Origin of the sequence: Rhizobium acaciae, assembly GCF_025941625.1 — a bacterium.
Classification (GTDB): Bacteria; Pseudomonadota; Alphaproteobacteria; order Rhizobiales; family Rhizobiaceae; genus Rhizobium; species Rhizobium acaciae.
The window spans coordinates 131,677-155,060 of sequence record NZ_JAPCZO010000014.1 but is presented as its reverse complement, the minus strand read 5'-3'; the positions used below and the strand labels follow the sequence as shown (position 1 = coordinate 155,060).

The 23,384-nt window shown below is 60.4% G+C and carries 21 protein-coding genes and 2 pseudogenes; 16 read left to right on the top strand and 7 right to left on the bottom strand.

Annotated elements, in window-relative coordinates; genetic code table 11:
- Positions 1-5 precede the first annotated feature (5 nt).
- Positions 6-917: an alpha/beta hydrolase gene (locus OLZ32_RS22655; RefSeq protein WP_264422851.1), complete on the bottom strand. Its 912-nt coding sequence runs from the start codon at positions 915-917 to the stop codon at positions 6-8.
- Between the two features lie 224 nt (positions 918-1,141).
- Between OLZ32_RS22655 and OLZ32_RS22650 the strand changes: the two genes are divergently transcribed.
- Together OLZ32_RS22650 and OLZ32_RS22645 are read left to right on the top strand one after the other, a co-directional pair.
- Positions 1,142-1,666 (top strand): RNA polymerase sigma factor, encoded by a 525-nt coding sequence (locus OLZ32_RS22650; protein WP_264422720.1) that lies wholly within the window; start codon positions 1,142-1,144, stop codon positions 1,664-1,666.
- Positions 1,663-3,810 (top strand): vWA domain-containing protein, encoded by a 2,148-nt coding sequence (locus OLZ32_RS22645; protein ID WP_264422718.1) that lies wholly within the window; start codon positions 1,663-1,665, stop codon positions 3,808-3,810. The genes OLZ32_RS22650 and OLZ32_RS22645 overlap by 4 nt, the downstream gene beginning before the upstream one ends.
- A gap of 63 nt (positions 3,811-3,873) precedes the next feature.
- Here the strand turns inward: OLZ32_RS22645 and OLZ32_RS22640 are convergent, their stop codons facing one another.
- The gene (locus OLZ32_RS22640; protein WP_264422716.1) at positions 3,874-4,800 is read right to left on the bottom strand and encodes an SMP-30/gluconolactonase/LRE family protein; all 927 of its coding nucleotides are present in this window, start codon (positions 4,798-4,800) and stop codon (positions 3,874-3,876) included.
- Between the two features lie 226 nt (positions 4,801-5,026).
- Between OLZ32_RS22640 and OLZ32_RS22635 the strand changes: the two genes are divergently transcribed.
- Complete coding sequence (locus tag OLZ32_RS22635; protein WP_003538476.1) at positions 5,027-6,103, top strand: LacI family DNA-binding transcriptional regulator; 1,077 nt, start codon at positions 5,027-5,029, stop codon at positions 6,101-6,103.
- Positions 6,104-6,178: 75 nt separating this feature from the next.
- Here OLZ32_RS22635 and OLZ32_RS22630 read toward each other — a convergent pair whose 3' ends face one another.
- Together OLZ32_RS22630 and OLZ32_RS22625 are read right to left on the bottom strand one after the other, a co-directional pair.
- A complete protein-coding gene (locus tag OLZ32_RS22630; protein WP_264422694.1) occupies positions 6,179-7,210 on the bottom strand; it encodes an L-idonate 5-dehydrogenase in 1,032 nt (343 codons plus the stop codon).
- A 10-nt stretch (positions 7,211-7,220) separates the two neighbouring features.
- Entirely contained in the window at positions 7,221-8,162 is a 942-nt protein-coding gene (locus OLZ32_RS22625; RefSeq protein WP_017992551.1) for a 2-hydroxyacid dehydrogenase, read from the bottom strand.
- Between the two features lie 135 nt (positions 8,163-8,297).
- Between OLZ32_RS22625 and OLZ32_RS22620 the strand changes: the two genes are divergently transcribed.
- From OLZ32_RS22620 to OLZ32_RS22585, 8 genes and pseudogenes are all read left to right on the top strand, one after another.
- Positions 8,298-9,062, top strand: coding sequence for an SDR family oxidoreductase (locus tag OLZ32_RS22620; protein ID WP_003538472.1), 765 nt, complete (start codon positions 8,298-8,300; stop codon positions 9,060-9,062).
- A gap of 13 nt (positions 9,063-9,075) precedes the next feature.
- Positions 9,076-9,621, top strand: coding sequence for a gluconokinase (locus tag OLZ32_RS22615; protein ID WP_264422692.1), 546 nt, complete (start codon positions 9,076-9,078; stop codon positions 9,619-9,621).
- Between the two features lies 1 nt (position 9,622).
- Positions 9,623-10,516: an NAD(P)-dependent oxidoreductase gene (locus tag OLZ32_RS22610; protein ID WP_003538470.1), complete on the top strand. Its 894-nt coding sequence runs from the start codon at positions 9,623-9,625 to the stop codon at positions 10,514-10,516.
- Between the two features lie 107 nt (positions 10,517-10,623).
- Positions 10,624-12,120 (top strand): sugar ABC transporter ATP-binding protein, encoded by a 1,497-nt coding sequence (locus OLZ32_RS22605; protein ID WP_003538469.1) that lies wholly within the window; start codon positions 10,624-10,626, stop codon positions 12,118-12,120.
- 18 nt (positions 12,121-12,138) lie between these two features.
- Entirely contained in the window at positions 12,139-13,179 is a 1,041-nt protein-coding gene (locus OLZ32_RS22600) for an ABC transporter permease (protein WP_003538468.1), read from the top strand.
- A 51-nt stretch (positions 13,180-13,230) separates the two neighbouring features.
- Entirely contained in the window at positions 13,231-14,328 is a 1,098-nt protein-coding gene (locus OLZ32_RS22595; protein ID WP_264422689.1) for an ABC transporter substrate-binding protein, read from the top strand.
- Between the two features lie 95 nt (positions 14,329-14,423).
- Positions 14,424-14,762 carry a hypothetical protein gene (locus OLZ32_RS22590; protein ID WP_264422687.1) on the top strand — a complete coding sequence of 113 codons (339 nt, stop codon included), beginning with the start codon at positions 14,424-14,426 and terminating at the stop codon, positions 14,760-14,762.
- A 171-nt stretch (positions 14,763-14,933) separates the two neighbouring features.
- Positions 14,934-15,275, top strand: a pseudogene (locus OLZ32_RS22585) (ABC transporter substrate-binding protein); the annotation flags it as partial.
- A gap of 259 nt (positions 15,276-15,534) precedes the next feature.
- On the opposite strand, the gene OLZ32_RS22580 reads toward OLZ32_RS22585, so the two are convergent.
- Positions 15,535-16,827, bottom strand: a complete 1,293-nt coding sequence (locus tag OLZ32_RS22580) for an ATP-binding protein (RefSeq protein WP_264422685.1) — start codon at positions 16,825-16,827, stop codon at positions 15,535-15,537.
- 300 nt (positions 16,828-17,127) lie between these two features.
- A complete protein-coding gene (locus OLZ32_RS39445) occupies positions 17,128-17,244 on the bottom strand; it encodes a transposase (RefSeq protein ID WP_406648798.1) in 117 nt (38 codons plus the stop codon).
- Positions 17,245-17,267: 23 nt separating this feature from the next.
- Here OLZ32_RS39445 and OLZ32_RS22575 point away from each other — a divergent pair.
- Together OLZ32_RS22575 and OLZ32_RS22570 are read left to right on the top strand one after the other, a co-directional pair.
- A pseudogene (locus OLZ32_RS22575) lies at positions 17,268-17,800 on the top strand (LLM class flavin-dependent oxidoreductase); the annotation flags it as partial.
- A gap of 504 nt (positions 17,801-18,304) precedes the next feature.
- Positions 18,305-20,266, top strand: a complete 1,962-nt coding sequence (locus OLZ32_RS22570) for a HAMP domain-containing methyl-accepting chemotaxis protein (protein WP_264422683.1) — start codon at positions 18,305-18,307, stop codon at positions 20,264-20,266.
- A gap of 148 nt (positions 20,267-20,414) precedes the next feature.
- Here the strand turns inward: OLZ32_RS22570 and OLZ32_RS22565 are convergent, their stop codons facing one another.
- A complete protein-coding gene (locus tag OLZ32_RS22565; protein ID WP_264422681.1) occupies positions 20,415-20,879 on the bottom strand; it encodes an Lrp/AsnC family transcriptional regulator in 465 nt (154 codons plus the stop codon).
- A 163-nt stretch (positions 20,880-21,042) separates the two neighbouring features.
- Between OLZ32_RS22565 and OLZ32_RS22560 the strand changes: the two genes are divergently transcribed.
- The 3 genes from OLZ32_RS22560 to OLZ32_RS22550 are packed head-to-tail and all read left to right on the top strand — an operon-like array spanning position 21,043 to position 23,381.
- The gene (locus tag OLZ32_RS22560; RefSeq protein WP_003538445.1) at positions 21,043-21,822 is read left to right on the top strand and encodes an ABC transporter ATP-binding protein; all 780 of its coding nucleotides are present in this window, start codon (positions 21,043-21,045) and stop codon (positions 21,820-21,822) included.
- 47 nt (positions 21,823-21,869) lie between these two features.
- The gene (locus tag OLZ32_RS22555) at positions 21,870-22,643 is read left to right on the top strand and encodes a transporter substrate-binding domain-containing protein (protein ID WP_003538444.1); all 774 of its coding nucleotides are present in this window, start codon (positions 21,870-21,872) and stop codon (positions 22,641-22,643) included.
- A gap of 12 nt (positions 22,644-22,655) precedes the next feature.
- Positions 22,656-23,381 (top strand): ABC transporter permease, encoded by a 726-nt coding sequence (locus OLZ32_RS22550; RefSeq protein ID WP_264422678.1) that lies wholly within the window; start codon positions 22,656-22,658, stop codon positions 23,379-23,381.
- Positions 23,382-23,384: the final 3 nt, after the last annotated feature.

Below are 23,384 nucleotides of genomic sequence, written 5' to 3'. Positions count from 1 at the left end.
GTTAGCTAAGCCGCTGCGAAACGCCTTATGGCCTCGCTGACGGCGCGGAAGCCGTCGCGTGCGCCATCGCTTATGTGGCGGGCGCGCAGCCAGGCATGCACCATCTGCGGCTCCTCCCGGAACCAGACTTCGACGCCCTCCTCGGCAAGCCGGGCTGCATAGTGCCGGCCGTCGTCTCGGAGGGGATCGAAATAGGCGACCGTGATGAAGGTCGGCGGCAGCCCGGCAAGCGAAGATGCCTGCAGCGGCCTGGCGATCTCATTGCCCGCCGGCGCCTGCAGCATCTCGCGATAATAGGCGACATCCGCCGTCGTCAGTCCTGGCGCCGCGGCCATTTCGACATAGGAGCCCGTATCGAGGTTCCCGCTGAGCGTCGGGTAGATCAGGACTTGGCCGACGACGCCGGACAGGCCCTCGTCGCGCGCGCGCAATGCAAGGCCCGCCGCCAGATTGCCGCCGGCGCTGTCGCCGATCAGCACGACCTTGCTGTTGGCGGAAAGCAGATGCTTCAACACGGTAAAGCCATCATCCGTCTGTGCCGGCCAGCGATATTCCGGGGCCAGCCGGTAATCGACGGAAACGAGTTCCGCACCGGCGAAATCGGCAATCTCGGCGCAGATGGCATGATGGCTCTCGAGCGAACCGACGACGAAGCCGCCGCCGTGAAGATAGAGCAGAATGGTCCGCGTGCTGATTTTGCGCGGACGGTAGCGCCGGATCGGTATGCGCTGGAGCATGCCGTCCGCAAAGATCATCTCCGGGGGCAGCGGGCGGTCGAAGCGCGCGCAAAGGGCGTTGTACCAATCTCGCTGCTGCTCGATCGATGCTTGAACGGCATCTGGCGGATAAAAGGCATCGCAAATCGCGAGAAACTGCAGAATGCCCTTTTCGGTGGGGACAGGCGGTTGAGCGGACATGGAGGTCCTTTCGCGATTTGGGACGATGTAGATCACGTCCTCGGCCGACTCTGTGCTCATCATGCGCCTTTGTGACGGGGACGATCTGTCTGCCCGCGACCCATAAATGTCGCGCCACTCAAAATTCTCGTTAATTTTTTCGCCATCGACCCAAGGAAAACCATCCGAGAAACGTCTCAATCTCGAAATAGCATCTTGCTTGGTAGCATGGGGTAGGTGCGGAATTGGATGAAGAGCTCATAGAACGAGCGCAAGGCGGCGACCGGGAGGCCTTTGGGCAACTGGTCTCGCGCCATTATGATTTCGTCCATGCGACGGCGTGGCGCTGGTCGGGCAGTTCCACCGACGCCGACGACATCGCCCAGGAGGTCTGCGTCAAGCTCGGCGCGGCGATCCGCAGCTTTCGCGGCGCCAGCCGGTTCAGGACATGGCTCTACACTCTGACGCTCAACGCCGCCCGCGACCATAGACGCAAGCTTGCACGAGAGGAGCAGACATTCCGTGCTTACGCCGCCGAACCGCAGCAGGATGCGCCGGCCGGAACTGACGACGAGCTATCGAGCGAATTGTGGGCCGCCGTGCGCGCCTTGCCGGAAAGGCAATGCGACGCGGTGCTGCTCGTTTACGGCGAAGGTCTCAGCCATTCGGCTGCCGCCGATGTCATGGGTTGCTCGGAAGCGACCGTGTCCTGGCAGGTCCATGAGGCGCGCAACAGGCTGAAGACCGTGCTCGGCAAGGAAGAGGTATGACCGTGGACAAGGAACTCGAAAAGCTCTCCCGCCTGACACCGCCGGCAGCGACGCCGGAGGCGCGTGCGCGTGCGCTTACTGCCGCGATGCAGGCCTTCGACACCGCAGAAAATAATGCGCCGGCAGCCCAAGGAAACGCGAGAGGCTGGCGTCAAAGCTCCATCATCAACTGGATATGGAGCCCTGCCATGAACAAGAAATTCCTCGCCGGTTCAGCGCTTGCGACGCTGCTGGTCATTCCGGCCGCCGGTTATCTCGCGATCGAGCTGACCCGCAACGGATTGCCGATCGTCGACCAGACCGAGATCGCCGGCAATCTTTCGAAAAGTGAGGCGCCAAAACCAATCGACGAATCGGCGCGCAGGCCGGCGCAACCCATTACGGTTGTGCCTCAGTTCCGGCCGGCACCCCCCGAAACGAGCGGACTTGCCGAGCAACCCGCTGCTGACAGCGCGCCAGCTTTGCAGAACAAGGAGCAGCAAGCCGCCGCGAAACCTCATGGGACGCGGATATCTGATTTCAATGCTGACGACATCGCCGGCCTCATAAATAAGCCGCGTGGTTCCGCCACGGCGCTTGGAGGCGCCAAACGCTCTGTGCCGGCTGCTCCCGGTATTGCTCCCCAGCAGCAGCTGGCCGAACCGATGGCCGCCATCGCCCCCTCGCCTGCGCCACCTGCGGCGGGGCGTGTCCAGATTCAGCTCGACCCCAATCGCGAGCGGTTTGCGAATGCCGCGGCAAATCCGATCAAGAGCGTCGCGACGGATCCGGTCTCGACCTTCTCCGCCGATGTCGACAGCGCGTCCTATGCCGTCGTCCGCCGGTCGTTGACGGGCGGGGCGATGCCCGATCCGCAATCGGTTCGCGTCGAGGAGATGATCAATTATTTCCCCTATGACTGGCCGGGTCCTGATAGTGCCGACCAGCCTTTCAAGGCGACCGTGACCGTGATGCCGACGCCGTGGAACCACGACACGGAATTGCTGCATGTGGCGATCAAGGGCTATGACATCGCGCCGGCGACCACGCCGCATGCCAATCTGGTCTTCCTCATCGACGTGTCGGGCTCGATGGACGAGCCGGACAAACTGCCGCTGCTGAAGAGCGCCTTCCGGCTTCTAGTCAACAGGCTGAAGGCCGACGATACCGTCTCGATCGTCACCTATGCCGGCAATGCCGGCACGGTGCTGACGCCGACACGCGTGGCGGAGAAATCGAAGATCCTGTCGGCGATCGACAGGCTGGAGGCTGGAGGCTCGACCGGTGGCGCCGAAGGCATCGAGGCGGCCTACGATCTTGCCAAGCAGGCCTTCGTCAAGGACGGCGTCAACCGGGTGATGCTGGCGACCGATGGCGACTTCAATGTCGGTCCGTCGAGCGACGAGGACTTGAAGCGCATCATCGAAGAGAGGCGCAAGGACGGCATCTTCCTCACCGTTCTCGGCTTCGGACGGGGCAATCTCAACGATTCCCTGATGCAGACGCTCGCCCAGAACGGCAATGGCAGCGCCGCCTATATCGATACCTTGGCCGAGGCGCAGAAGACGCTGGTCGAAGAGGCCGGATCGACGCTGTTTCCGATCGCCAGCGACGTCAAGTTCCAGGTCGAGTTCAACCCCGAACGGATCGCCGAATACCGCTTAATCGGCTACGAGACCCGGGCGCTGAACCGCGAAGATTTCAACAATGACCGTGTCGATGCCGGCGATATCGGCTCCGGCCACAGCGTCACGGCGATTTACGAGATTACGCCCAAGGGAAGTCCGGCAGTCATGAATGACGACCTGCGGTACGGCGCAGCCGATAAGGTGCCGGCCGAGGCCTCCGACAGCGCCCATCACGGCGAGCTTGCCTTCGTCAAGATGCGCTACAAGCGGCCGGGCGAGGACAAGAGCGCCCTCATCACCACGCCTGTCAACGACGGCAACGCGGTCGCCACCGTCGATGCAGCGCCGCAGGATGTCCGCTTCTCGGTGGCCGTCGCAGCCTTTGGCCAGAAACTCGGCCATGTCGCGGCCGTCGACGCCTATTCCTACCAGGCGATCGCCGATCTCACCGCGGCATCGCGAGGGGCGGATCCCTTCGGCTACAGGTCGGATTTCCTCGGTCTGGTTCGGCTGGCGGACGGTCTCGGTCAACGATGAGGCAAGAGGCACAGAACCGCGCTCAGCAGAGGCCGTCCCAAAAGGGCGGCCTCTGCTGAGTGATTATCCCAGTCTTGATCCGTTAGCGGTGAGATAAACAGCGTAGAGAGACGTGCTCGCGGTGATGAAGAGACGGTTCAGTTTCTCTCCGCCGAAAGTGACGTTGGAGACGCCCTCAGGAATATGGATCTTGCCGAGCAGTGTTCCATCCGGATCATAGGCGTGCACACCATCGCCGGCGCTCGTCCATATCCTGCCTTTGCGGTCGACGCGAAAACCATCGAACAGACCTGAAGTACATTCTGCGAAAACGCCGAGATCGGTCAGCCGCGCATCACTCGACACGGCGAGCTTTCTGATATGACGCGGACCGCCGGGCAGGTGCGTTGCCCCGGTATCGGCAATGTAGAGCATCGTCTCATCCGGGGAAAAGGCCAGTCCGTTCGGCTTGACGAAATCGGACGTCACCTGATCGGTCGTGCCTGTCGCCGGATCATGCCGGTAGACGTGGCATCCGCTGATTTCCTCTTCGCCATAGTCGCCCTCATAGTCGTGGAGGATGCCGTAGCTCGGGTCGGTGAACCAGACCGTCCCATCGGACTTGACGGTGACGTCGTTTGGAGAATTGAACCGCTTGCCTGCAATTCGATCGGCCAGAACGGCGATCCTGCCGTCGAAATCCGTGCGCGTGACACGGCGCGTCAGATGCTCGCAGGTAATCAGCCGGCCCTGATTGTCGACGGTGTTGCCATTCGAATTGTTGCTGGGCGAGCGGAATACCGATGTATGCCCGCTGGTATCGTCGTAGCGCATCATCCGGTTGTTGGGGATATCCGAAAAAACCAGATATCGCCCGGCGGCAAACCAGGCCGGTCCCTCCAGCCAGCGGCCGCCGGTCCAAAGCCGCTCGACGCGGGCGTGACCGACGAAGCAGCTTTCGAAACGCGGGTCGAGAACCTCAAACCCCGTACCGTCAATTTGCCCGAACATGGTGCTCCTCCATTTCCCTAAAATTGTTATCGATATCATCTAGTCGTGTTCTAATGGCTTCGTACAGATACCGATCTGCCGACCTTTGCGAAAATGCCTCAGGAATCTTGGTTTTTGAACTTCGGAATGGCGCATTCCTGCAATAATATCGATTGTACGATGATAGCGATAACTTTATCCTGTCGTGAACGACCCAACTCGGAAGCTTGTTTGAAAGCGGAGACCAGTGAAAAACGAGGATGAGCCGAAAGACAAGCGTCTCAAGCCGGGAGACGTTCAAAAGCTGACGATGGCGGAGGTCGCCAAATATGTCGGCGTATCTGCCATGACGGTTTCGCGTGCCTTTCGTCAGGATGCGAGCGTTTCCGAGGAGACCCGAAAGCGGATCATGGAGGCCGTCGACGCGCTCGGTTATGTGCTCGATCTGTCGGCCGGCAGTCTTTCGTCAAGGCGGAGCGGCTTCATCGCCGCCCTGGTGCCCTCGATCAACAATTCGAATTTTTCCGACACGGCGCGGGGCATGACCGATGCGCTGCAGAATACCGGCCTTCAGCTCCTTCTCGGCTATACCGACTATTCGGCGGAGAAGGAAGAAGAGCTGATCGAGGCGATGCTGCGCCGCCGCCCTGAAGGCATCATCCTGACCGGTGGCTCGCACACGGCGCGCGCGCGGCGGATGCTCGTAAAAGCCGGCATTCCCGTTGTCGAGACCTGGGAACTTCCGGAAGATCCGATCAATCAGGTCGTCGGCTTTTCCAACAGTGAGGCGATGTCCCTGCTGGTGCGGACACTTGCCGGTCAAGGATATCGGAAGTTCGGTTATATCGGCGGAACGACGGCGCGCGATACGCGCGGCAGCCAGCGGCGAAGCGGTTTCCAGAAAACTGTCGAAGAACTGGGCCTCGGACCGGGACGGATGATTTCCTTCGGCGTCCCGCCCATCACGATGGAACAGGGAGGCCAGGCGATCGTCAGCCTGCTGGAGCGCTGGCCGGACACGGAAGTGGTTCTCTGCGTCTCCGACCTTTCCGCCTTCGGCGCCATCATGGAATGCACGCGCAGGGGAATGAAGGTTCCGCGGGACATCGCCGTTGCCGGTTTCGGCGATTATGAGATCTCGTCCATCTGTCATCCGCGCATTACCACCATCAATGTGGATTGTTATGGCATCGGTCGCCAGGCCGCCGCCCGCCTGCTGGATACCCTCCATACCGGCGAGGCGACCGGCGATGAGATCACATTGACAGGCTATAAGGTCGTCTTGCGCGAAAGCACGGACCGGAACGGCGCGCCGACCGCTTGAGACCAAAGCGCCGCGCGTCTTTTCAGATGCGCGGCGCTGTAACACTTTGAATGGCTGCAGGGATCATACAGTCGGTCAGAAGGCGATCTGCACTTTCATGGACTTGCTGCGGTCGCCCGCCAGCTCGAAGGCGGCAACGGCCTCTTCGATCCCGAAAACACCTGTCAACAGCGGCTTCAGATCGACGCGACGCGCGTTGATCAGTTCGACGGCGAGCGCAAATTCCTCGTGAAAACGGAATGTGCCGCGCATCTCGATTTCCTTCGCCACGATCATGTTCTGCGGGATAGAGACATCGCCGCCAAGGCCGAGCTGCACGAGAACGGCGCGGGGCTTAAGCGTCTCCAGGCCTGCGCGCACGGCCCTCTCATTGCCCGACGCTTCGAACATGACATCGAAATACCCCTTGTCGGCGCTGTAAGCCGCAAGGTCGGCAGAATGCGTGGCAACATTGATCGTTCGATCGCCGCCGCTGGTGCGGGCGATTGCCAGAACGCTGTCCGTCACGTCGGTCGCGACGATCTCACGGGCGCCGAGAACGCGCGCCGCGACGATCGCCAACATCCCAATGGGGCCGCAACCGGTGACCAGCACCCGTTTGCCCAATAGCGACCCGGCGCGGTTTGCCGCATGCAGCGTCACCGCAAAGGGTTCGGCAAAGGCGGCCTCGTGAATGGAAATGCCGTCCGCGACCTTGTGGCACTGCCAACGCTCTGCCACCAGCCGCTGGCGAAAACCGCCCTGAATATGCGGCATCGGCATGGCGCTGCCGTAAAACCGCATGTTGAGGCAGTGGTTCTGCTGCCCTTTCAGGCAATATTGGCAATGGTTGCACGGCCGGCTTGGGGAAACCGCGACACGGTCTCCGACGGCAAGGTCGGTGACGCCGGAGCCAAGCGCCTTGACCGTTCCGGCGATCTCATGGCCGAGGATCATCGGTTCGCGCAGGCGAACGGTGCCGAAACCGCCATGATTGTAATAATGCAGGTCGGAACCGCAGATGCCGCCGGCTTCGATGGCAATCTCCACCTGCCCGGCGCCCGCAACCTCCGGCTCGCGCTCTTCGATCCTCAGATCCTTGGCAGCATGAATGACGATGGCTTTCATATCGGGACCCTCACACGACAGGAGTTGGAAGCGGGCTACCGGCAAAATGCGCAGCGAGATTGTCTCTGACCAGTTGGCCCATGGCCTTGCGGGTTTCGACAGTGCCGGAGCCATGATGCGGCTGCAACACGACGTTTTGCAACGTCAGGAAACGGGCATCGATCTTGGGTTCGTTGAGGAAGACATCAAGGCCCGCAGCCTGGATGGTGCGGTCTTGAAGGGCTGCGATCAGCGCCTCTTCGTCGACGGTCGTCCCGCGGGAGACGTTGATCAAGATGCCGTTAGGGCCGAGCGCTTTAAGCACCTCAGCATTGATGATCTTCATGGTCGCCTCCCCGCCGGGGACGATGACGATCAGAAAATCGGCCCAATCGGCAAGCGCGATCAGGTCGGGCTCGTAGGTATAGGCAACATCCGTGTGGTCATGGCGAGCGAAATAGGAGATGTCGCAGCCGAACGCAGCAGCCCTTCTGGCGATTGCCTTGCCGATCCGCCCCATGCCGGCGATCCCCACTTTCTTGCCCGAGACGCGGGTCACCAGCGGCATGGCGACACTGCCCCACTGGCCGGAGCGGACGAGGACATCGGCCTGAGGGACCTGCCTCGCCGTGGCAAGCAGCAGTCCGATGGCGATATCGGCGACATCTTCGGTCAGCACATCGGGGGTATTCGTGACGCGAATGCCGTTGGCGCGGGCATAGGACAAGTCGATTGCGTCGGTGCCGACGCCGTAACAGGAGACGATTTCCAGTTTCGGCAATTGCGCCATCAGTTCTGCGGACGCTCCGAGTTCGCCGCGGGTCGCTATGGCGCGGATATCCTTGCCGACCCTGGAGATCAGCTCCTGCCGGTCTGTCGCTTCCCAGAGGCGATGGATGCGGTAGTTCGCCTCCAGATCCACCATGTCCCATTCCGGATAAGCTCCGGCCATCAAGATTTCTACCTCAGGCATTCCGTTTCCATCCCGCATTTTGACAGTTGATTATGTTATCGATAACATATAATTCGGAAAAGGGATGTCAAGTGAGTTTCACCGTCAGCGGCAGCGTAAGCCGTTGCCCGCGGAGAGACCGGAGGAGTGATTTGCATGAAGAACTTGTTTGATCTTACCGGACGGCGCGCCCTGATCACCGGCTCGAGCCAGGGGATCGGCTACGCCCTGGCCGAAGGCCTGGCGCAGCATGGCGCCGAGGTGATCATCAATGGCCGCACGCCCGAAAGCGTCAAACGTGCGGTCGAGAGCCTCAAGGATCAAGGCCTGTCTGCCCATGCGGCGATCTTCGATGTGACCAGCAAGGGCGCTGCCAAAGAAGGTATAGACGCGATCGAAACCGATATCGGGCCGCTCGACATCCTGATCAACAATGCCGGCATGCAGTTTCGCACGCCGCTGGAAGATTTTCCGGCGGACAAATGGGAGCTGCTGCTGACCACCAATATTTCGAGCGTATTCTACGTCGGCCAGGCAGCGGCCAAACCCATGATCGCCCGCGGAAAGGGCAAGATCATCAACATCGCCTCCGTTCAAAGCGAACTGGCGCGCCCCGGCATTGCTCCCTACACCGCGACCAAGGGCGCGGTGCGCAATCTGACCCGCGGCATGTGCGCCGACTGGGCCAAGTACGGTCTGCAGATCAACGCGATTGCGCCGGGCTATTTCAAGACGCCGCTCAACCAGGCGCTCGTCGACAACCCCGAGTTCTCGTCCTGGCTCGAGAAGCGGACGCCGGCCGGACGCTGGGGCAATGTCGAGGAACTGGTGGGTGCCGCCGTTTTCCTGTCGGGCCGCGGCTCGTCGTTTATCAACGGGCACACGCTTTATGTCGACGGCGGCATCACGACCTGCCTCTGATAGAGACGAGACCATGGGCTTCGAGCAAAAGGCATCGCCTCTGGCCATTGTCGTCATGGGCGTCAGCGGCTGCGGCAAATCCTCGGTTGGAGAGCGTATCGCCGCTGAAAACGGCATGCCGTTTCTGGAAGGTGACCAACTCCATCCTGCCGGAAATGTCGAGAAGATGGCGCAGGGCATACCGCTGACTGACGACGACCGCCTGCCCTGGCTCGACCGGATCGGCGAGGAAATAAGGACCGTGCAAGAAGCATCGCAAGGGCTGGTGATTTCCTGTTCGGCGCTGAAGAGAAGCTATCGGGACAGGTTGAGGCAGGCGGCGGACGGGCATCTCGCCTTTGTTTTCCTGGAAGGGTCCCGCGATCTGCTGCTGTCGCGCATGCAGGCCCGTCAGGGCCATTTCATGCCCGCGACTTTGCTCGGCAGCCAGCTGCAAACGCTGGAGCCGCCAACCGGTGAAGCGAATGTCGTGACGGTAGCGATCGATAATGCGTTGGATGATATCGTGGCACTGGCTTGCAAGGGACTGAGCGGCATGGCCGTCAAGGGAGGAGATTAACATGCAGGATGACTACAGAGCAGATGTCGCCGTCATCGGTGCCGGCATCATGGGGACGGCGATCGTCACGCGATTGATCGAGACTGGGCAGAAGGTATCGGTCTTCGACCTGGATGCCGAAAAAGTTGCGGCCTTGGAAGCCAAGGGTGCGCGCCCGGCCGGCTCTGTGGAGGAAGCGGTCTCACGGTCGGCGTTTTGTGTGCTCAGCCTCAATCACGCAAATATTGTCCGCGCTGTCGTCTTCGGTGAAAAGGGCGTTGCGGCGGCTGCAAATGCCGACAAGGTGCTGATCGACATGTCCTCGATCGACCCGGCCGAGACGGCTGACATGGCGACGCGGCTCCGTCGGGAAACGGGCATGGCATGGGTGGATTGCCCGCTCTCCGGCGGCGTGCCGGGTGCGCTGAGCGGACGCCTGACAATCATGGCCGGCGGCAGCGTTGAGGATTTCGAACGGGCGCGCGTGGTGATGCGGCATCTTGCCGCCAATTACACGCTGATGGGTGCATCCGGCGCCGGGCAGACGACGAAGCTGATCAATCAGCTATTTTGCGCCGTGCTGTTTCAGGCCGTCGCCGAGGCGGTCAAGCTCGCTGAAGCCGGCGGTGTCGATCCGGCCGCCATTCCGGCAGCCCTTGCCGGCGGCAGGGCAGACAACCGGATAATGCAGGAATTCATGGCAAAATTCGCTGCCCGGGATTTCTCGCCGACAGGCAGAATCGACAACATGTTGAAGGACCTGGATTCGCTTCAGGCCTTCGCGCTGAAAACCAAGACGCCATTGCCGATGACCGGCTCCGTGGTCGAAATTCATCGCCTGCTCTGCGCTGCCGGCCTCGGGCCGAAGGACTCCGCCGAGATGATGCGTCTTCTCGACGGATTTCAGCCCGGCTGACGTCAATTTCCCGGGAAATTCGAGATCGTCATCTTTCCGCTTGACCATCCATAAATGTTATCGATAACATACAGCCAATGACAGCCGCAGCTTTGGGAGGAGCCACAGTGGAAGCCAAGAGACTGCTGGAGTTCCAGTCGATCACCAAGAGCTTCGGCGGCACGCAAGCGCTGCGCGACGTCTCGATCGATCTGCGTGAGGGGGAAATCCTCGCGCTGCTGGGGGAAAACGGCGCCGGCAAATCGACGCTCATCAAGACGCTTGCCGGCATCTACAAGCCCGATACCGGCGACATCCTTTTTCGCGGTCAGAGCTACCATCATCGTCCCCCCAAGCCGAACGAGCGGCAGCCGGTTGCCTTCATCCACCAGGATCTCGGTTTGATCGAGTGGATGACGGTCGGCGAGAACATGGGCCTGTCGCAGGGCTTCTCGATGCGTCGCGGCCTGATCGATTGGAACAGGACGCAGGCGCGTGCCAAGGAAGCCTTGAAATTGGTCGGTTGCGACTTTGATCCCACCACGCGGGTCTCGGCGCTGTCGCGTACCGAGAAATCGCTTGTCGCCATTGCCCGTGCCCTTGCCGTCGAAGCCGACGTTCTGGTGCTAGACGAGCCGACGGCGAGCCTTCCCGCCGATGAAGTCGACCGGCTGTTCAATGCGATCCGCCCCTTAAAGGATCGCGGCGTCGGGATGATCTACGTCTCCCACAGGCTGGACGAGATTTTCCGGATTGCCGATCGGGTCGCCGTTCTGCGCGACGGATGCATGGTGGGACAGAAACCCGTCAGCGAGACCACCCCCGACGAGCTGGTGACAATGATCATCGGCCGCAGCGGCGACAGCCTCTTTTCCAAGACGGCGATTACGCCCGGCAAGGCGATCGTCAAAGTTCGCGATCTCGTTTGCGCCGGCACAGGCGCAATATCGTTCGATATCCGCGAGGGCGAGCTTCTGGGCCTGGCTGGATTGCGTGGCGCCGGTCAGGAACGGATCGGCCGCGCCCTGTTCGGTTGCGAGCCCTTCCACGGCTCGGTTCTGCTGCATGACGAGGCCCCCGACCTTTCCAGCCCGCGGCGCGCCATGGCGTCTGGCATCGGCTTGATCGCCCGTGACCGGACGGAGGAGTCCGTGGCGCTCTCACTTTCCATTCGGGAAAATACCTACCTCAATCCGGGCGCCGTCGGACGTGGGCTCTTGTCCTTCCTGTCGCCGCGCGGCGAAGCTGATCTTGCCCATAAGATCGGTCATTCCGTCGGCCTGCGGCCGAACGACCCGGATCTGCCGGTGGAGGCCTTGTCGGGCGGCAATCAGCAAAAAGTCGTCGTCGGCCGTTGGCTGGCGACCGGCCGCAAGTTGCTGGTCGCGGAAGATCCGACAGCCGGCGTCGATATCGGCGCGCGTGCGGAGATCTACCGTCTGATCACCCAGGCGCTCGAGGCCGGCCTCGCGGTTGTCGTGGTGTCGACGGATTTCGAGGAAATCGCCCATATCTGCCACCGCGCGCTGGTTTTCTCGCGCGGGAAAATCGTCAGCGAACTGACTGGAAGCGCTCTGACGACGGAGGCGGTCATCACGGCCGCCTCCGCATCGGAAGCCGCTTAAGCTATCGGGAGAACAGCCATGCAATCCATTGAATCCACGGCGCTGGAGCCGACCAAGAGCGAAATGGCCGGCCTGTCCACGGGACAGAAGATCGGACGTCTGATCCCGGTTTATGGACTGGTGATCCTGACCGTCGGCCTGATCGTGATCTTCTCGATCCTTCTGCCCGATACTTTCCCGACCGTGTTGAACGTCCGCTCGATCGTGTCCGACAAGGCTATCATCGCGCTTCTATCGCTGGCTGCGATGATCCCGATGGCATCGGGTCGCATCGATCTGACCGTCGGCTATGGCATCGTGCTCTGGCACATTCTCGCCATCAGCCTGCAGACGGCCTACGGCCTGCCCTGGCCGGTCGCGGTCGTCATCGTGCTCGCGCTCGGCATCCTCACCGGCTTCATCAACGGCCTGCTGGTCGAGGTCGCGAAGATCGACAGCTTCATCGCAACGCTCGGCACCGGAACGGTCCTATACGCGCTCGCCCTCTGGCACACCGGCGGGCGGCAGGTGGTCGGCGTCCTGCCTGATGGTTTCTATGCGCTGAACGGCACCATGCTGTTTGGCCTGCCAATCACCGGCTTCTACGTGCTCCTGATCGCCATCTGCATGTGGATCGTGCTCGAATACCTGCCGATCGGCCGCTATCTCTACGCCATCGGCGCCAATCCGAAGGCGGCGGCACTCAATGGCATTCCGGTCCGCAAATTCGTGATCGGCGCATTCGTCACCTCGGGGCTGCTTGCGGCTCTGACCGGGGTCCTTCTCGCCTCGAAGCTGCGCATCGGCCAGGCGAGCGTCGGCCTCGAATATCTCCTGCCGGCGCTTGTCGGCGCGTTCCTCGGATCGACGACGATCAAGCCGGGCCGGGTGAACGTCTGGGGTACCTTGATCGGCGTCATCATCCTGGCGGTCGGAATTTCAGGAATTCAGCAATTCGGCGGGTCGTTCTTCGTCGAACCGCTGTTCAACGGCGTGACGCTGCTGATTGCCATCGGCATAGCAGGCTACGCCCAGCGCAAGCGCGGAGCTGTGAGGAGGATCACACCCGCATCCAAATGAGGATGCCGGCTCATCCCGGCATTTCACAACAAACAAAATGGAGGAGTGAACATGAAGCGCAGAACGTTATTGCAGGCAACGGTCGCAACCGTCGCCGTTATGCTCAGCATGCCGGCATTGGCCGATTCGATGGCCGACGCCAAAGCCATAGTCGAAAAGTATGCTTCCAAGGTGAGCGCCTGGGATGGCCCGACGAGCGGCCCCAAGGGCGCTGCCGGAAAGAACATCGTCATTCTTGCCGGTGATATGAAAAACGGCGGCATCCTCGGCGTGGTCAATGGCGTTCAGGAAGCGGCAGGCGCGCTCGGCTGGACGGTGAAGGCACTTGACGGCGCCGGTTCGATCGGCGGCCGGACCGCGGCGTTCGGCCAGGCCATGGCGCTGAAGCCGGATGGCATCATCATCAACGGCTTTGACGCGGTCGAGCAGAAGCCGGCGATGGAAGCGGCCAAGGCTGCCGGCATTCCGATGGTTTCCTGGCACGCTGCCTCGGCGGTCGGTCCGGTTCCCGAAGTCGGCGTCTTCGCAAACGTGACCACGGACGCGATGGAAGTGTCGAAGTCCGCGGCGGACTGGGCCTTTGCCGATGCCGCCGGCAAGCCGGGCGTCATCATCTTCACCGACTCCACCTATGCGATCGCGATTGCCAAGGCCGATCGCATGAAGAAGGAGATCGAGGATCTCGGCGGTACGGTGCTCGAATATGTCGACACGCCGATCGCCGAAACCTCCCAACGCATGCCGCAGCTCACCACATCGCTTCTGCAGAAGTATGGCGCGAAGTGGACGCATTCGCTGGCGATCAACGACCTCTATTACGACTTCATGGGACCTTCGCTCGCCTCGGCCGGCATTGCAGGCGATGGAAAACCGGTGAACGTTGCAGCCGGTGACGGTTCGGAGAGCGCCTATCAGCGTATCCGCGCCAAACAGTTCCAGGCCGTCACGGTCGCCGAGCCGCTCAACCTCCAGGGCTGGCAGCTTGTCGATGAACTGAACCGCGCCTTTGCGGGTGCTCCGTGGTCGGGCTATGTGTCGCCGCTCCATGTGGTGACCAGTGAGAACGTCGAGTTTGACGGTGGGCCGAAGAACAGCTTCGATCCGGACAACGGCTATCGCGATCAATACAAGAAAATCTGGGGCAAATAGCCCTCCCAATCGGGGCGTATCGACCGATACGCCCTGATCCTACGACAGCCCGCCACCATCGATCCAGCTCCGGCGAGTTTTGGAAAAGAGAACCTATGATCATTCGTTATGCTTTGTTTGAAGGCGAAATCCATCCGGGTAAAGAAGCGGAATTCCGCCAATTCGTGCGGCAGCGGCTCGTCCCTCTCTGGACGAAATTTCCGGGCGCCGAGGAAATCCGGGTGCTGGATGGAATGGAGCGCGACGAAGGCGCCCCGATCTATGCCATGGCGCTCGCCATTCGTTATCCCGATATGGAGGCGGTGAACGCGGCACTTCTCTCCGACGTGCGCTCTGAAAGCCGCGAAGTCACCGGTGAACTTCTGCAGCTCTTTACCGGCAAGGTGCATCATCACGTATTCGCGGCCAACGAATATGCACCGCATATTGCCTGACATCAGGTAAGCCCGACGTTTTCGACGGCCCGGGCGACTGCTCCGGTCCGCTGCCCGGCCATAAACAAAAGTCAAGGCTTGAACAAAACCGGCAAAGCGCCTGCGGACGAGCGTCCCGGGCGGCTTTTCGCGCCTGGATGTTCCGGCCATCTTCGGCAGCCCAGGCAGGGGCTCCCCCTCCTTCCCAAGGTGCCGCTAGGCACGGTGCTGACATCGGCGATCCGGTCACTCAGAAAGCTCTCGAAGTGTCCGGTCTCGGCAAGGTGCTCAGGTTCGAAGTCAAATGGGCCAATATCAGCGGCGGCCCGCAGACTTCAGAAGCTTTCCGCGCCCATGCCCTCGATGTCGGGTCGGTGGCCGAGATCCCCTCCATCTCCGCCAACTGGATATCCTGCCCGTCCGCAACATTGCCTATCGCGAACGCCGTGACCCGATCGCCAATCCCACCTACCGCTCGGCATCGCACCAGGCGCGACCGTCAAGACGCTCGCCGATTTCCGCGGCCGTGATGTTCGCCGCGGTGTTCTCGAACTTCTCCGAGATGCGGAAGAACCGATTCTCGCAGGCGATCTGTCAAAACAGTTTGCCGAACGCGAAGGCTTCGGAGCCGAGATTGACGGGATCGGCACTAACCTGGCTGGAAGGTTTTCTGGCCTGCTCGAACGCATGGAGCAGACAGGGCTGGTTCGCTGCTCAGGTGCTCCCGACGGTCGTCGTAGAATGTGGGAGATCGCCAGCGAATCCCAGGATTAAACCGGGCCGCCCACTCAGGCTAACTGTCTTTGAATGACCAAAATATCGAGAGAGGGAGCGCAAACATGTTTTCGCCGAAACTGAGTACGCGCTCTCCCATATAGATGACGATGCCGACGAAGGGACGGTTCCTACCTGGGCCCTCATGTAGAAACCATCGCAGATGTTGAAAATCTTTTGCTTCAGCCGCAGTCGATGTCTTCATCTCGAAGCCGACTATCGTTCTGTCTGACTCAGCAAGGATGTCTATCTCGCGTCCTCGTTGATGCCTCCAATGATAAAGTCGCCACTGACGCATCTGATGAGGGAGGGATTTCCACATTTCATTGTAAACGAAATTTTCGAACAGGCCGCCAAGCGCTGTGGGATTCGCGCCAATATTGAAGCTCTGGGCGTTCATACTCCTCAAAGCCGCGACGATCCCAGTATCCACAAGATGGATTTTTGGTTGGCGTATGTCGCGACCGGACTCTCCAGAGGTCCACGCAGGCAATCGCCGCAATAGAGAGAGCTTCGTTAGAATATCGAGGTAGGTCTCGGTGGTGTTCCTTTGTAAACTGATGTTTGAACATAGTTCGTTTATATTTAGCTCGTTTCCGACGCGCGTAGCTAGTTGATCGATCATCCGCCTCATGGCGTCAGATTTTCTTATCTTTAAGATGTACGCAACGTCGCGATCCACAACACTGTCAACGTAGTCTGTGTATCTATTTTGCCTCCAGCGCTCTTCCAGAGTTCGTATCTCGGGGAAACCGCCTGCGACTATCAAGTCGATGTATTGTGCCCGGGACAACGTTTCTGCTTTAGGCAGGTCTAGCGGATCGGGACGGTCATTCGTCGATGCCCAGTCGAGTATTTTCGCGGGCCCCATGCGATTTGCTTCGGCGACACTTAACGGAAGCATCGTCATTGTATGGACCCGGCCTGCCAACGAGTCCGCCACGTGCGCGGAAGTGAAAACGTTGGATGAACCTGTCAGGACGAATTGACCCATCGCTCGGTTTTCGTCCACGATTCTCTTCAATGCCAAAGCTAATTTCGTTGATCTTTGGGCTTCGTCGATAATGAGGGGGCCTGCTTTCGTCTCAGCCAGCAGGGCATCCAGCTGTCCTTTTGGATCAGCCTCAATAGCTGCAAGCACACCCTCGTCATCTAAGGTGATGAATTTTCCAACGCTCAATAGATCGCGTACCAGTGTCGTCTTCCCGACCTGGCGCGGTCCAATAATGTTAACCACTCGCGCTGATGTAAGTGCAGCCTTTAGTTGGGGCTGCAGATGGCGCGGGAGGAGACTCTCGTCGATGATGGTCACTTCATTTTCTCAGCAAAGCGATATGGGGAAAGTTGTAATAGAGTGGTGGGGAAAGTGTCAATATGATATCGGTGAAACTGTTAATAGAGTTCCGGTGAAACTGTCAGTAGACGTCGGAGAATTGACGAAGCCCAAATCGGTCACCGCAGGTATCGTTGCTTCTATCACCGCTGTCTTCTCGGTCCAGACCGGGTCCTCGATACGCTCCGCCGCACTCTGCCAATACCCGAAAAGGCTCTTCGACGTCGTTCGGTAAGTGACCGGGCGCGGTACGTCGGCGAGCTGCCAACGCAGCCCCATTTAACGGGTGTCCTCCTTCCACGCGACCATCGCCATGTACCCAGTGAGGTATTTTAACGAGAATCGATGGTGAATGCCGACGTACGAGTGCTCGGCGCGGGCAAAGAAGCTCTCGATCCGGTTCGTGTCGGTCCCGTCCGTATGCCAGGACCAACGAGTTCATGCGGCTGGTCCGAAGATTATGGACCGAAGACAGCGTCACATCCGCGGGCGAGAACTTTCGGGTCGCCGACTCCACCGTCGTGCCGCGCGTCCGTCCGCGACCGAGGCCGATGTCCAGCTCTTCTGGGGCGAGCCGCTCGACGTGTCCGGGAGCAGATCGAACGGCTCAAGGCTGAGCCGGGAACTGGGCCGCGATCTCCCGCCGCTGGAATTCGGCCTGCGGATAATGACGCTGCTCAGGGACACCAGCGCGCTGGCTGTTGGCCAGCAGCGGCTGCTCGAGCTGCATGAGCGCGGCGACGTCCTCGACGACAACCTCTATACCGCTCCGGGCAAGTTCGGCGGCGGCGGAGCCGGCACCACCTGGCTGGTCGGGTCGGCGGAAGACGTCGCCCGCTCGCTGCGCAAATACAAGGATCTCGGCGTCACTCACTTCGTGCTGTCCGACACGCCCTATCTTTCCGAAATCAAGCGACAGGGCGATCAGCTTCTTCCGCTGCTGCGCGTCTGAAGTCGGAGCAGCGGCGCTCCGGTACAGCAGCTGCAATTCATGCCGATTAGCGAGACCGTTCAGAGCGTCGCGCAATTCGCGGGCAAGCCGCAGAACCCTGCTATGCGGGGGAGGTTGCTGATTTCGCAACCATCGGGAGAGCGCTCGTCAAATTGTCCATCCGAAAAGCGCAAATGCTATCCAAATAGAGCGCTATAGCTTGCTCCGTCGGCTCCGTTTACACTCTCTAAAATATATTACTCTAATTTTTTTTAGATATCGGGGCGACGTTCTTTAGGACTGTCACCTCCGCCATGATGGCGGGTCAGGTACCCGAATTTCGCATGAAAATCGGCTTTTATTGCTTTGACGGATGTCCCGTATCTTAAGCGCGATTCCGGGCGCAGGGTGCCCGTCGGATGCACTCGGAGACACACCGAGGCTCTGCATTCGGACGAGATATGACAAGCAATCCTGGCTGCCGAGACATCCTTGCAACAAAGCTCACCGCGGGGGAGAGTGCATATGAAGAATATCATGAGTTTCGGGGTTGTGGCCCGCCTGGCGCTTGGTTTCAGCGTTCTCCTCTTGCTGATGGTCGGCTTGACCATCTATTCGACGCAAGAAGTTGCGCAGATCAACGATAAGCTTGAAACCATCAACGACGTCAACAGCGTGAAGCAGCGGTTTGCCATCAACTATCGCGGCAGCGTGCATGATCGGGCAATCGCCATTCGCGACGTCACGCTGGTGACGTCTCCCGATGAACGGAAGACCGCCGAGGCATTGATCGAAAAGCTGGCGGCCTCCTACGCCGAGAATGAAAAGCGCATGGCGGATATGGTTGCATCTCCGGCCGGTGCGACGGAACAGGAAAAGACCATCCTCAGCGAGATTGCAGACATCCAGGCGAAGACCAATCCATTGGTCGCCCAGATCATTGCGCTGCAGGAGAAGGGCGACGGCGAGGCCGCCCGCAAGATTCTGCTCGAACAGGCGCGGCCGGCTTTCGTTGCCTGGCTCGGCGCCATCAACAAATTCATCGACTATCAGGAAGCGCTGAACAAATCGATCGGCGGCGAGGTTCGCAGCTCGGCAAGCGGCTTCAAGCCATTCGCACTGACCGCGCTTGGCATTGCGGCCGTTCTTTCGCTGGTTGCCGCGGCCGTGACCGCACGCACGATCGTCGGCCCACTGGCAAAACTTCAGCTTTCGCTGAAAGCGATGGCCGATGGCAATCTTGATGGCGATCGCCGCCTCGAAGCGCGCGGCGATGAGATCGGCAAGCTCGCACGGGCGGTGGCCGGGCTGCGCGACGCAATTTCGGCAAAGGCGGAACGGGAAGCTGACGCCGAGGCGAAGCGAGCCGTGTCGGAGCGGCATCGGCTGGAACAGGATGCAGATGAACGCCGCACCCTTGCCGAGCAGACGGACCAGGCTGTCGGTCAGCTTGGCGATGCATTGCAGGCGCTGGCTGACGGCGACCTGACACAGCAGATCGGCACTCCGTTCATTCCGTCCTTGGAAAAGCTGAGAGCCGACTTCAATTCTGCGGTCGAAAAGCTCCGTGCCGCCATGCAGAAGGTTGCGCAGAACGCCAGCGCCATCGCCGCCGGTGCACAGGAGATCCGCTCCGCCTCGGACGATCTCGCCAAGCGGACCGAACAGCAGGCAGCTTCCGTCGAGGAAACTGCCGCTGCTCTGGAAGAGATTACGACCACCGTTGCCGACTCGAGCAACAAGGCTCAGGAAGCCGGCCAGCTCGTTCGCAAGACGAAGGATAGTGCCGAGCGGTCGGGCAGCGTCGTTCGGGATGCGGTCGACGCCATGGGCAAGATCGAATCCTCCGCCACCGAAATCGGCAGCATCATCGGCGTCATCGATGAAATCGCGTTCCAGACCAATCTACTGGCGTTGAATGCCGGCGTCGAAGCTGCCCGTGCCGGTGAGGCAGGTAAGGGCTTTGCCGTCGTCGCTCAGGAAGTGCGCGAGCTGGCGCAACGTTCCGCCAAGGCGGCAAAAGAAATCAAGGAACTGATCAACGCTTCGAACGGCCACGTCAAAAGCGGTGTGGCCCTGGTTGGCGAGACCGGAAAGGCGCTGAAAGAGATTGCCGAGCAGGTGCAGCAGGTCGACGGCAATGTGGGGGCCATCGTAGGCGCTTCGCAAGAGCAGGCGACGGGACTGAAAGAAATCAATACTGCCGTCAACAGGATGGATCAGGGCACGCAGCAGAACGCCGCCATGGTGGAAGAAGCCACAGCGGCCTCTCATAACCTCGCCAAGGAAGCCGACGCGCTGTTCCAGCTTCTGGGCCAGTTCAACATTGGCGGAGCGGTGGCAGCGAAGCGCGCATCGCAGCCCGCAGCCGCAGCGTCGCATGCTCAACCGGCGCCCTCGCCTGCGCGCCAGATGATTGCCAAAGTGGGTAAGTCGTTCCAGACGAATGGGAATGCGGCATTGGCCGGCGATTGGGAAGAGTTTTAAGTCACCCTGATTTTCCTCCAGCTTATGCTGGAACGCCAAAGCGGCATAATTTTGCGAAGGGCAGCGTTTGCTGCCCTTCGCATTTTCGGCTCAAAGAAGGTGAGCATGATGTTGTCCGAAAACCGCTCACACTTTTCGGCATCATGCGCTAGTCCAGGGGCACGAACAGGCCGAGCTTGACGTCCCGCAGCACCACATTCGTGTGCATGCGGCGGATCTGCGGATTGTCAGCCATGATCAGTGCGGCGATATCGTCATAATGCTCGACGTCGCGGGCGGTGACGATCGCGATCAGATCGACCGCACCAGTGACATAATAGACCTGCTGGATATGATCCTGCTTTTCCGCCCAGAGGCGGAACTTCGCCAGCGCGTCGTAATTATCCCGCTCGATCTCCATGCCAACGATGAACACCATCGCTGTGCCCGTCGCCTTGCGGTCGACGACGGCGACCTCCGCCTTGATGATCCCTTCCTCGCGCAGCCGCTTCAACCGCCTCTGCACGGCCGAGACCGACAGTCCGATCCGTTCGGCGATCGTTTCGGCTTTCAGCTGGCAATGGCGCTGAACGATATCGAGAATGTCACGGTCAAAACGATCGAGTTGTTCCATTGTCCAATCCTAGTTCTCGCCGCAGCAACTCGCGCATTCTGCCGTACTTGCCGCGCGAAGAAGATTATTTTGCATAAAATATGCATAATAGATGAAAACTGCGCGAAAAAACCGCGTTATTTTATCATTATCCTTCGCAAGCTCAAATCACCCGGAACCATGCATGCCAGATCAACCCTTTCCTGCTCTTCGCGTCGATGATCTCCATAAAAGCTTCGGCTCGCAACAGGTTCTCAAGGGTATCTCGACGCAGGCCGAGAAGTCCGATGTGATTTCTATCATCGGCTCGTCGGGCTCCGGCAAGAGCACTTTTCTCAGATGCATCAATTTCCTGGAAACGCCTGATCGTGGCCGCATTGCCGTAAACGGCGAGGAGATCGCGCTGAAGATGGGGCGGGGCGGCCGGCTGCAGCCGCGCAGTTGGCGGCAGATCGAACGGATACGGACCGGACTGGGGATGGTCTTCCAGAGTTTCAATCTCTGGGCTCATCGGACGGTCCTGGAAAACGTCATCGAGGCGCCGGTGCACGTCATGGGCATTTCACGGCGCGAGGCCATCGAAAAGGCCGAGGCCCTGCTCCACAAGGTCGGGCTCTTCGATAAACGCGACGCCTACCCCGCTTTCCTCTCCGGCGGCCAGCAGCAACGCGCGGCGATTGCGAGAGCGCTGTGCGTCGATCCTGCCGTCATGCTGTTCGACGAACCGACATCGGCGCTCGATCCGGAGCTGGTCGGCGAGGTCCTGAAGGTCATCCGCGATCTCGCGGAAGAAGGCCGGACCATGCTGATCGTCACGCATGAAATGCGCTTCGCCCGGGATGTCTCGAGCCGTGTTCTCTTCCTGCATCAGGGACGGATCGAGGAAGAAGGCCCGCCGGAGCAGATATTCGGGGCGCCGGTCAGCGCCCGCTGCCGGGAATTCACCGGTCTCAGCGCCCACTGATGCACTTCGAGCTCTCATCGACAACACAAACCAGGAGAATCCTGCGAATGAAACTGCTCCCCACACTGTTCGCCGGCGCGGCACTCGTGCTTTCCGCCGTCACCGCACAGGCCGAAGTTCGCTTCGGTGTCATGAACGAATCCTATCCGCCCTTCTTCGCCAAGGACGCCTCCGGCCAATGGCAGGGATGGGAAATCGACCTGATGAACGCTGTGTGCGAGGAGATGAAGGAGAAATGCTCGATCGTCGAGATTTCCTGGGATGGTCTCATTCCGGCTCTCCAGAGCAAGAAGTTCGACGTGATCTGGTCGTCGATGTCGAACACCGCGGAACGCTCGAAGGTGATCGACTTCACCGACAAATATTACAACACGCCGAGCACCTTGATCGGTCCCAAGGACCAGAAGCCGGGCGCCACCGCCGAGGACGTGAAGGGCAAGACCATCGGCATCCAGGTGTCGACGATCCAGTCGGAATATTACAAGAAGTATTTCGCCGCCGCTGCCGAGGAAAAGACCTACCAGACGCTCGATGAGGCTTTTCAGGATCTCGCCTCCGGCCGTATCGACTATGTCTTCGGCGATTCACTGGCGCTTGACGCGTTCCTCAAAAGCGATGGTGGCAAGGATTGCTGCGCCAAGATGGGCGACGTCGCCGACGACAAGGAAATTCTCGGCGCCGGCGTTTCGGGCGGCCTGCGCAAGGAAGACATTGAGCTGAAGGCCAAGCTGAATACGGCGATCGCCGCTGTCCGCGCCAGTGGCCAGTATGACGCCATCAACAAGAAATACTTCGATTTCGACATCTACGGCGCAAAGTAAGCAGCCGGAACGATGGCGACCACGCAACAAGGTATTCTGGACCTGCTGTCTCCCTATCCTCCGGGATGGGGCGGCGTCCTTCTGGCAGGTGCGGTCTCCACGGTCGCCATCTCGGCTTGCGCCTTCGCGATCGGGCTGCTGCTCGGCACGGGCGGCGCGCTTGGAAAGCTCTCGGGCAATCGCATGCTGCGCCTGCTGCTCGATCTCTATACCACGCTGATCCGCGCCGTCCCCGAGCTGATCCTGATCGTCGGGCTCTATTATGCCGGCACCGATGGCCTCAACCGGCTGCTCGCCGCGTTGGAGCTGCCGCCGGTCAATGTGAACGGCTTCGTCGCGGCCGTTGCGGTGCTGGGTTTCGTCCAGGGTGCCTACATGACGGAGGTGCTGCGCGGCGCGATCCTCGCCATTCCCGTCGGCCAGATCGAGGCCGCCAAGGCCTTCGGCATGGGACCGGTGCTGAGGTTCCGCCGGGTCCTGCTGCCAGCGCTCCTGCCAAACGCGCTGCCGGGTCTTGCCAATCTGTGGATGTCCGTGACCAAGGACAGCGCGCTGGTGGCGGTCGTCGGCTACCAGGAACTGGCGCTCGCCACCCGTCTTGCCGGGGCAAGCACCAAGCATTACTTCGTCTTTTTCCTTGCTTCGGCCCTTCTCTATCTCGCCATCACGCTTGTTTCCAACCTCGTCTTCAAACTGATCGAGGGACGGGTACGGCGGGGACAGCCGCGTCTTGCCTGAAGA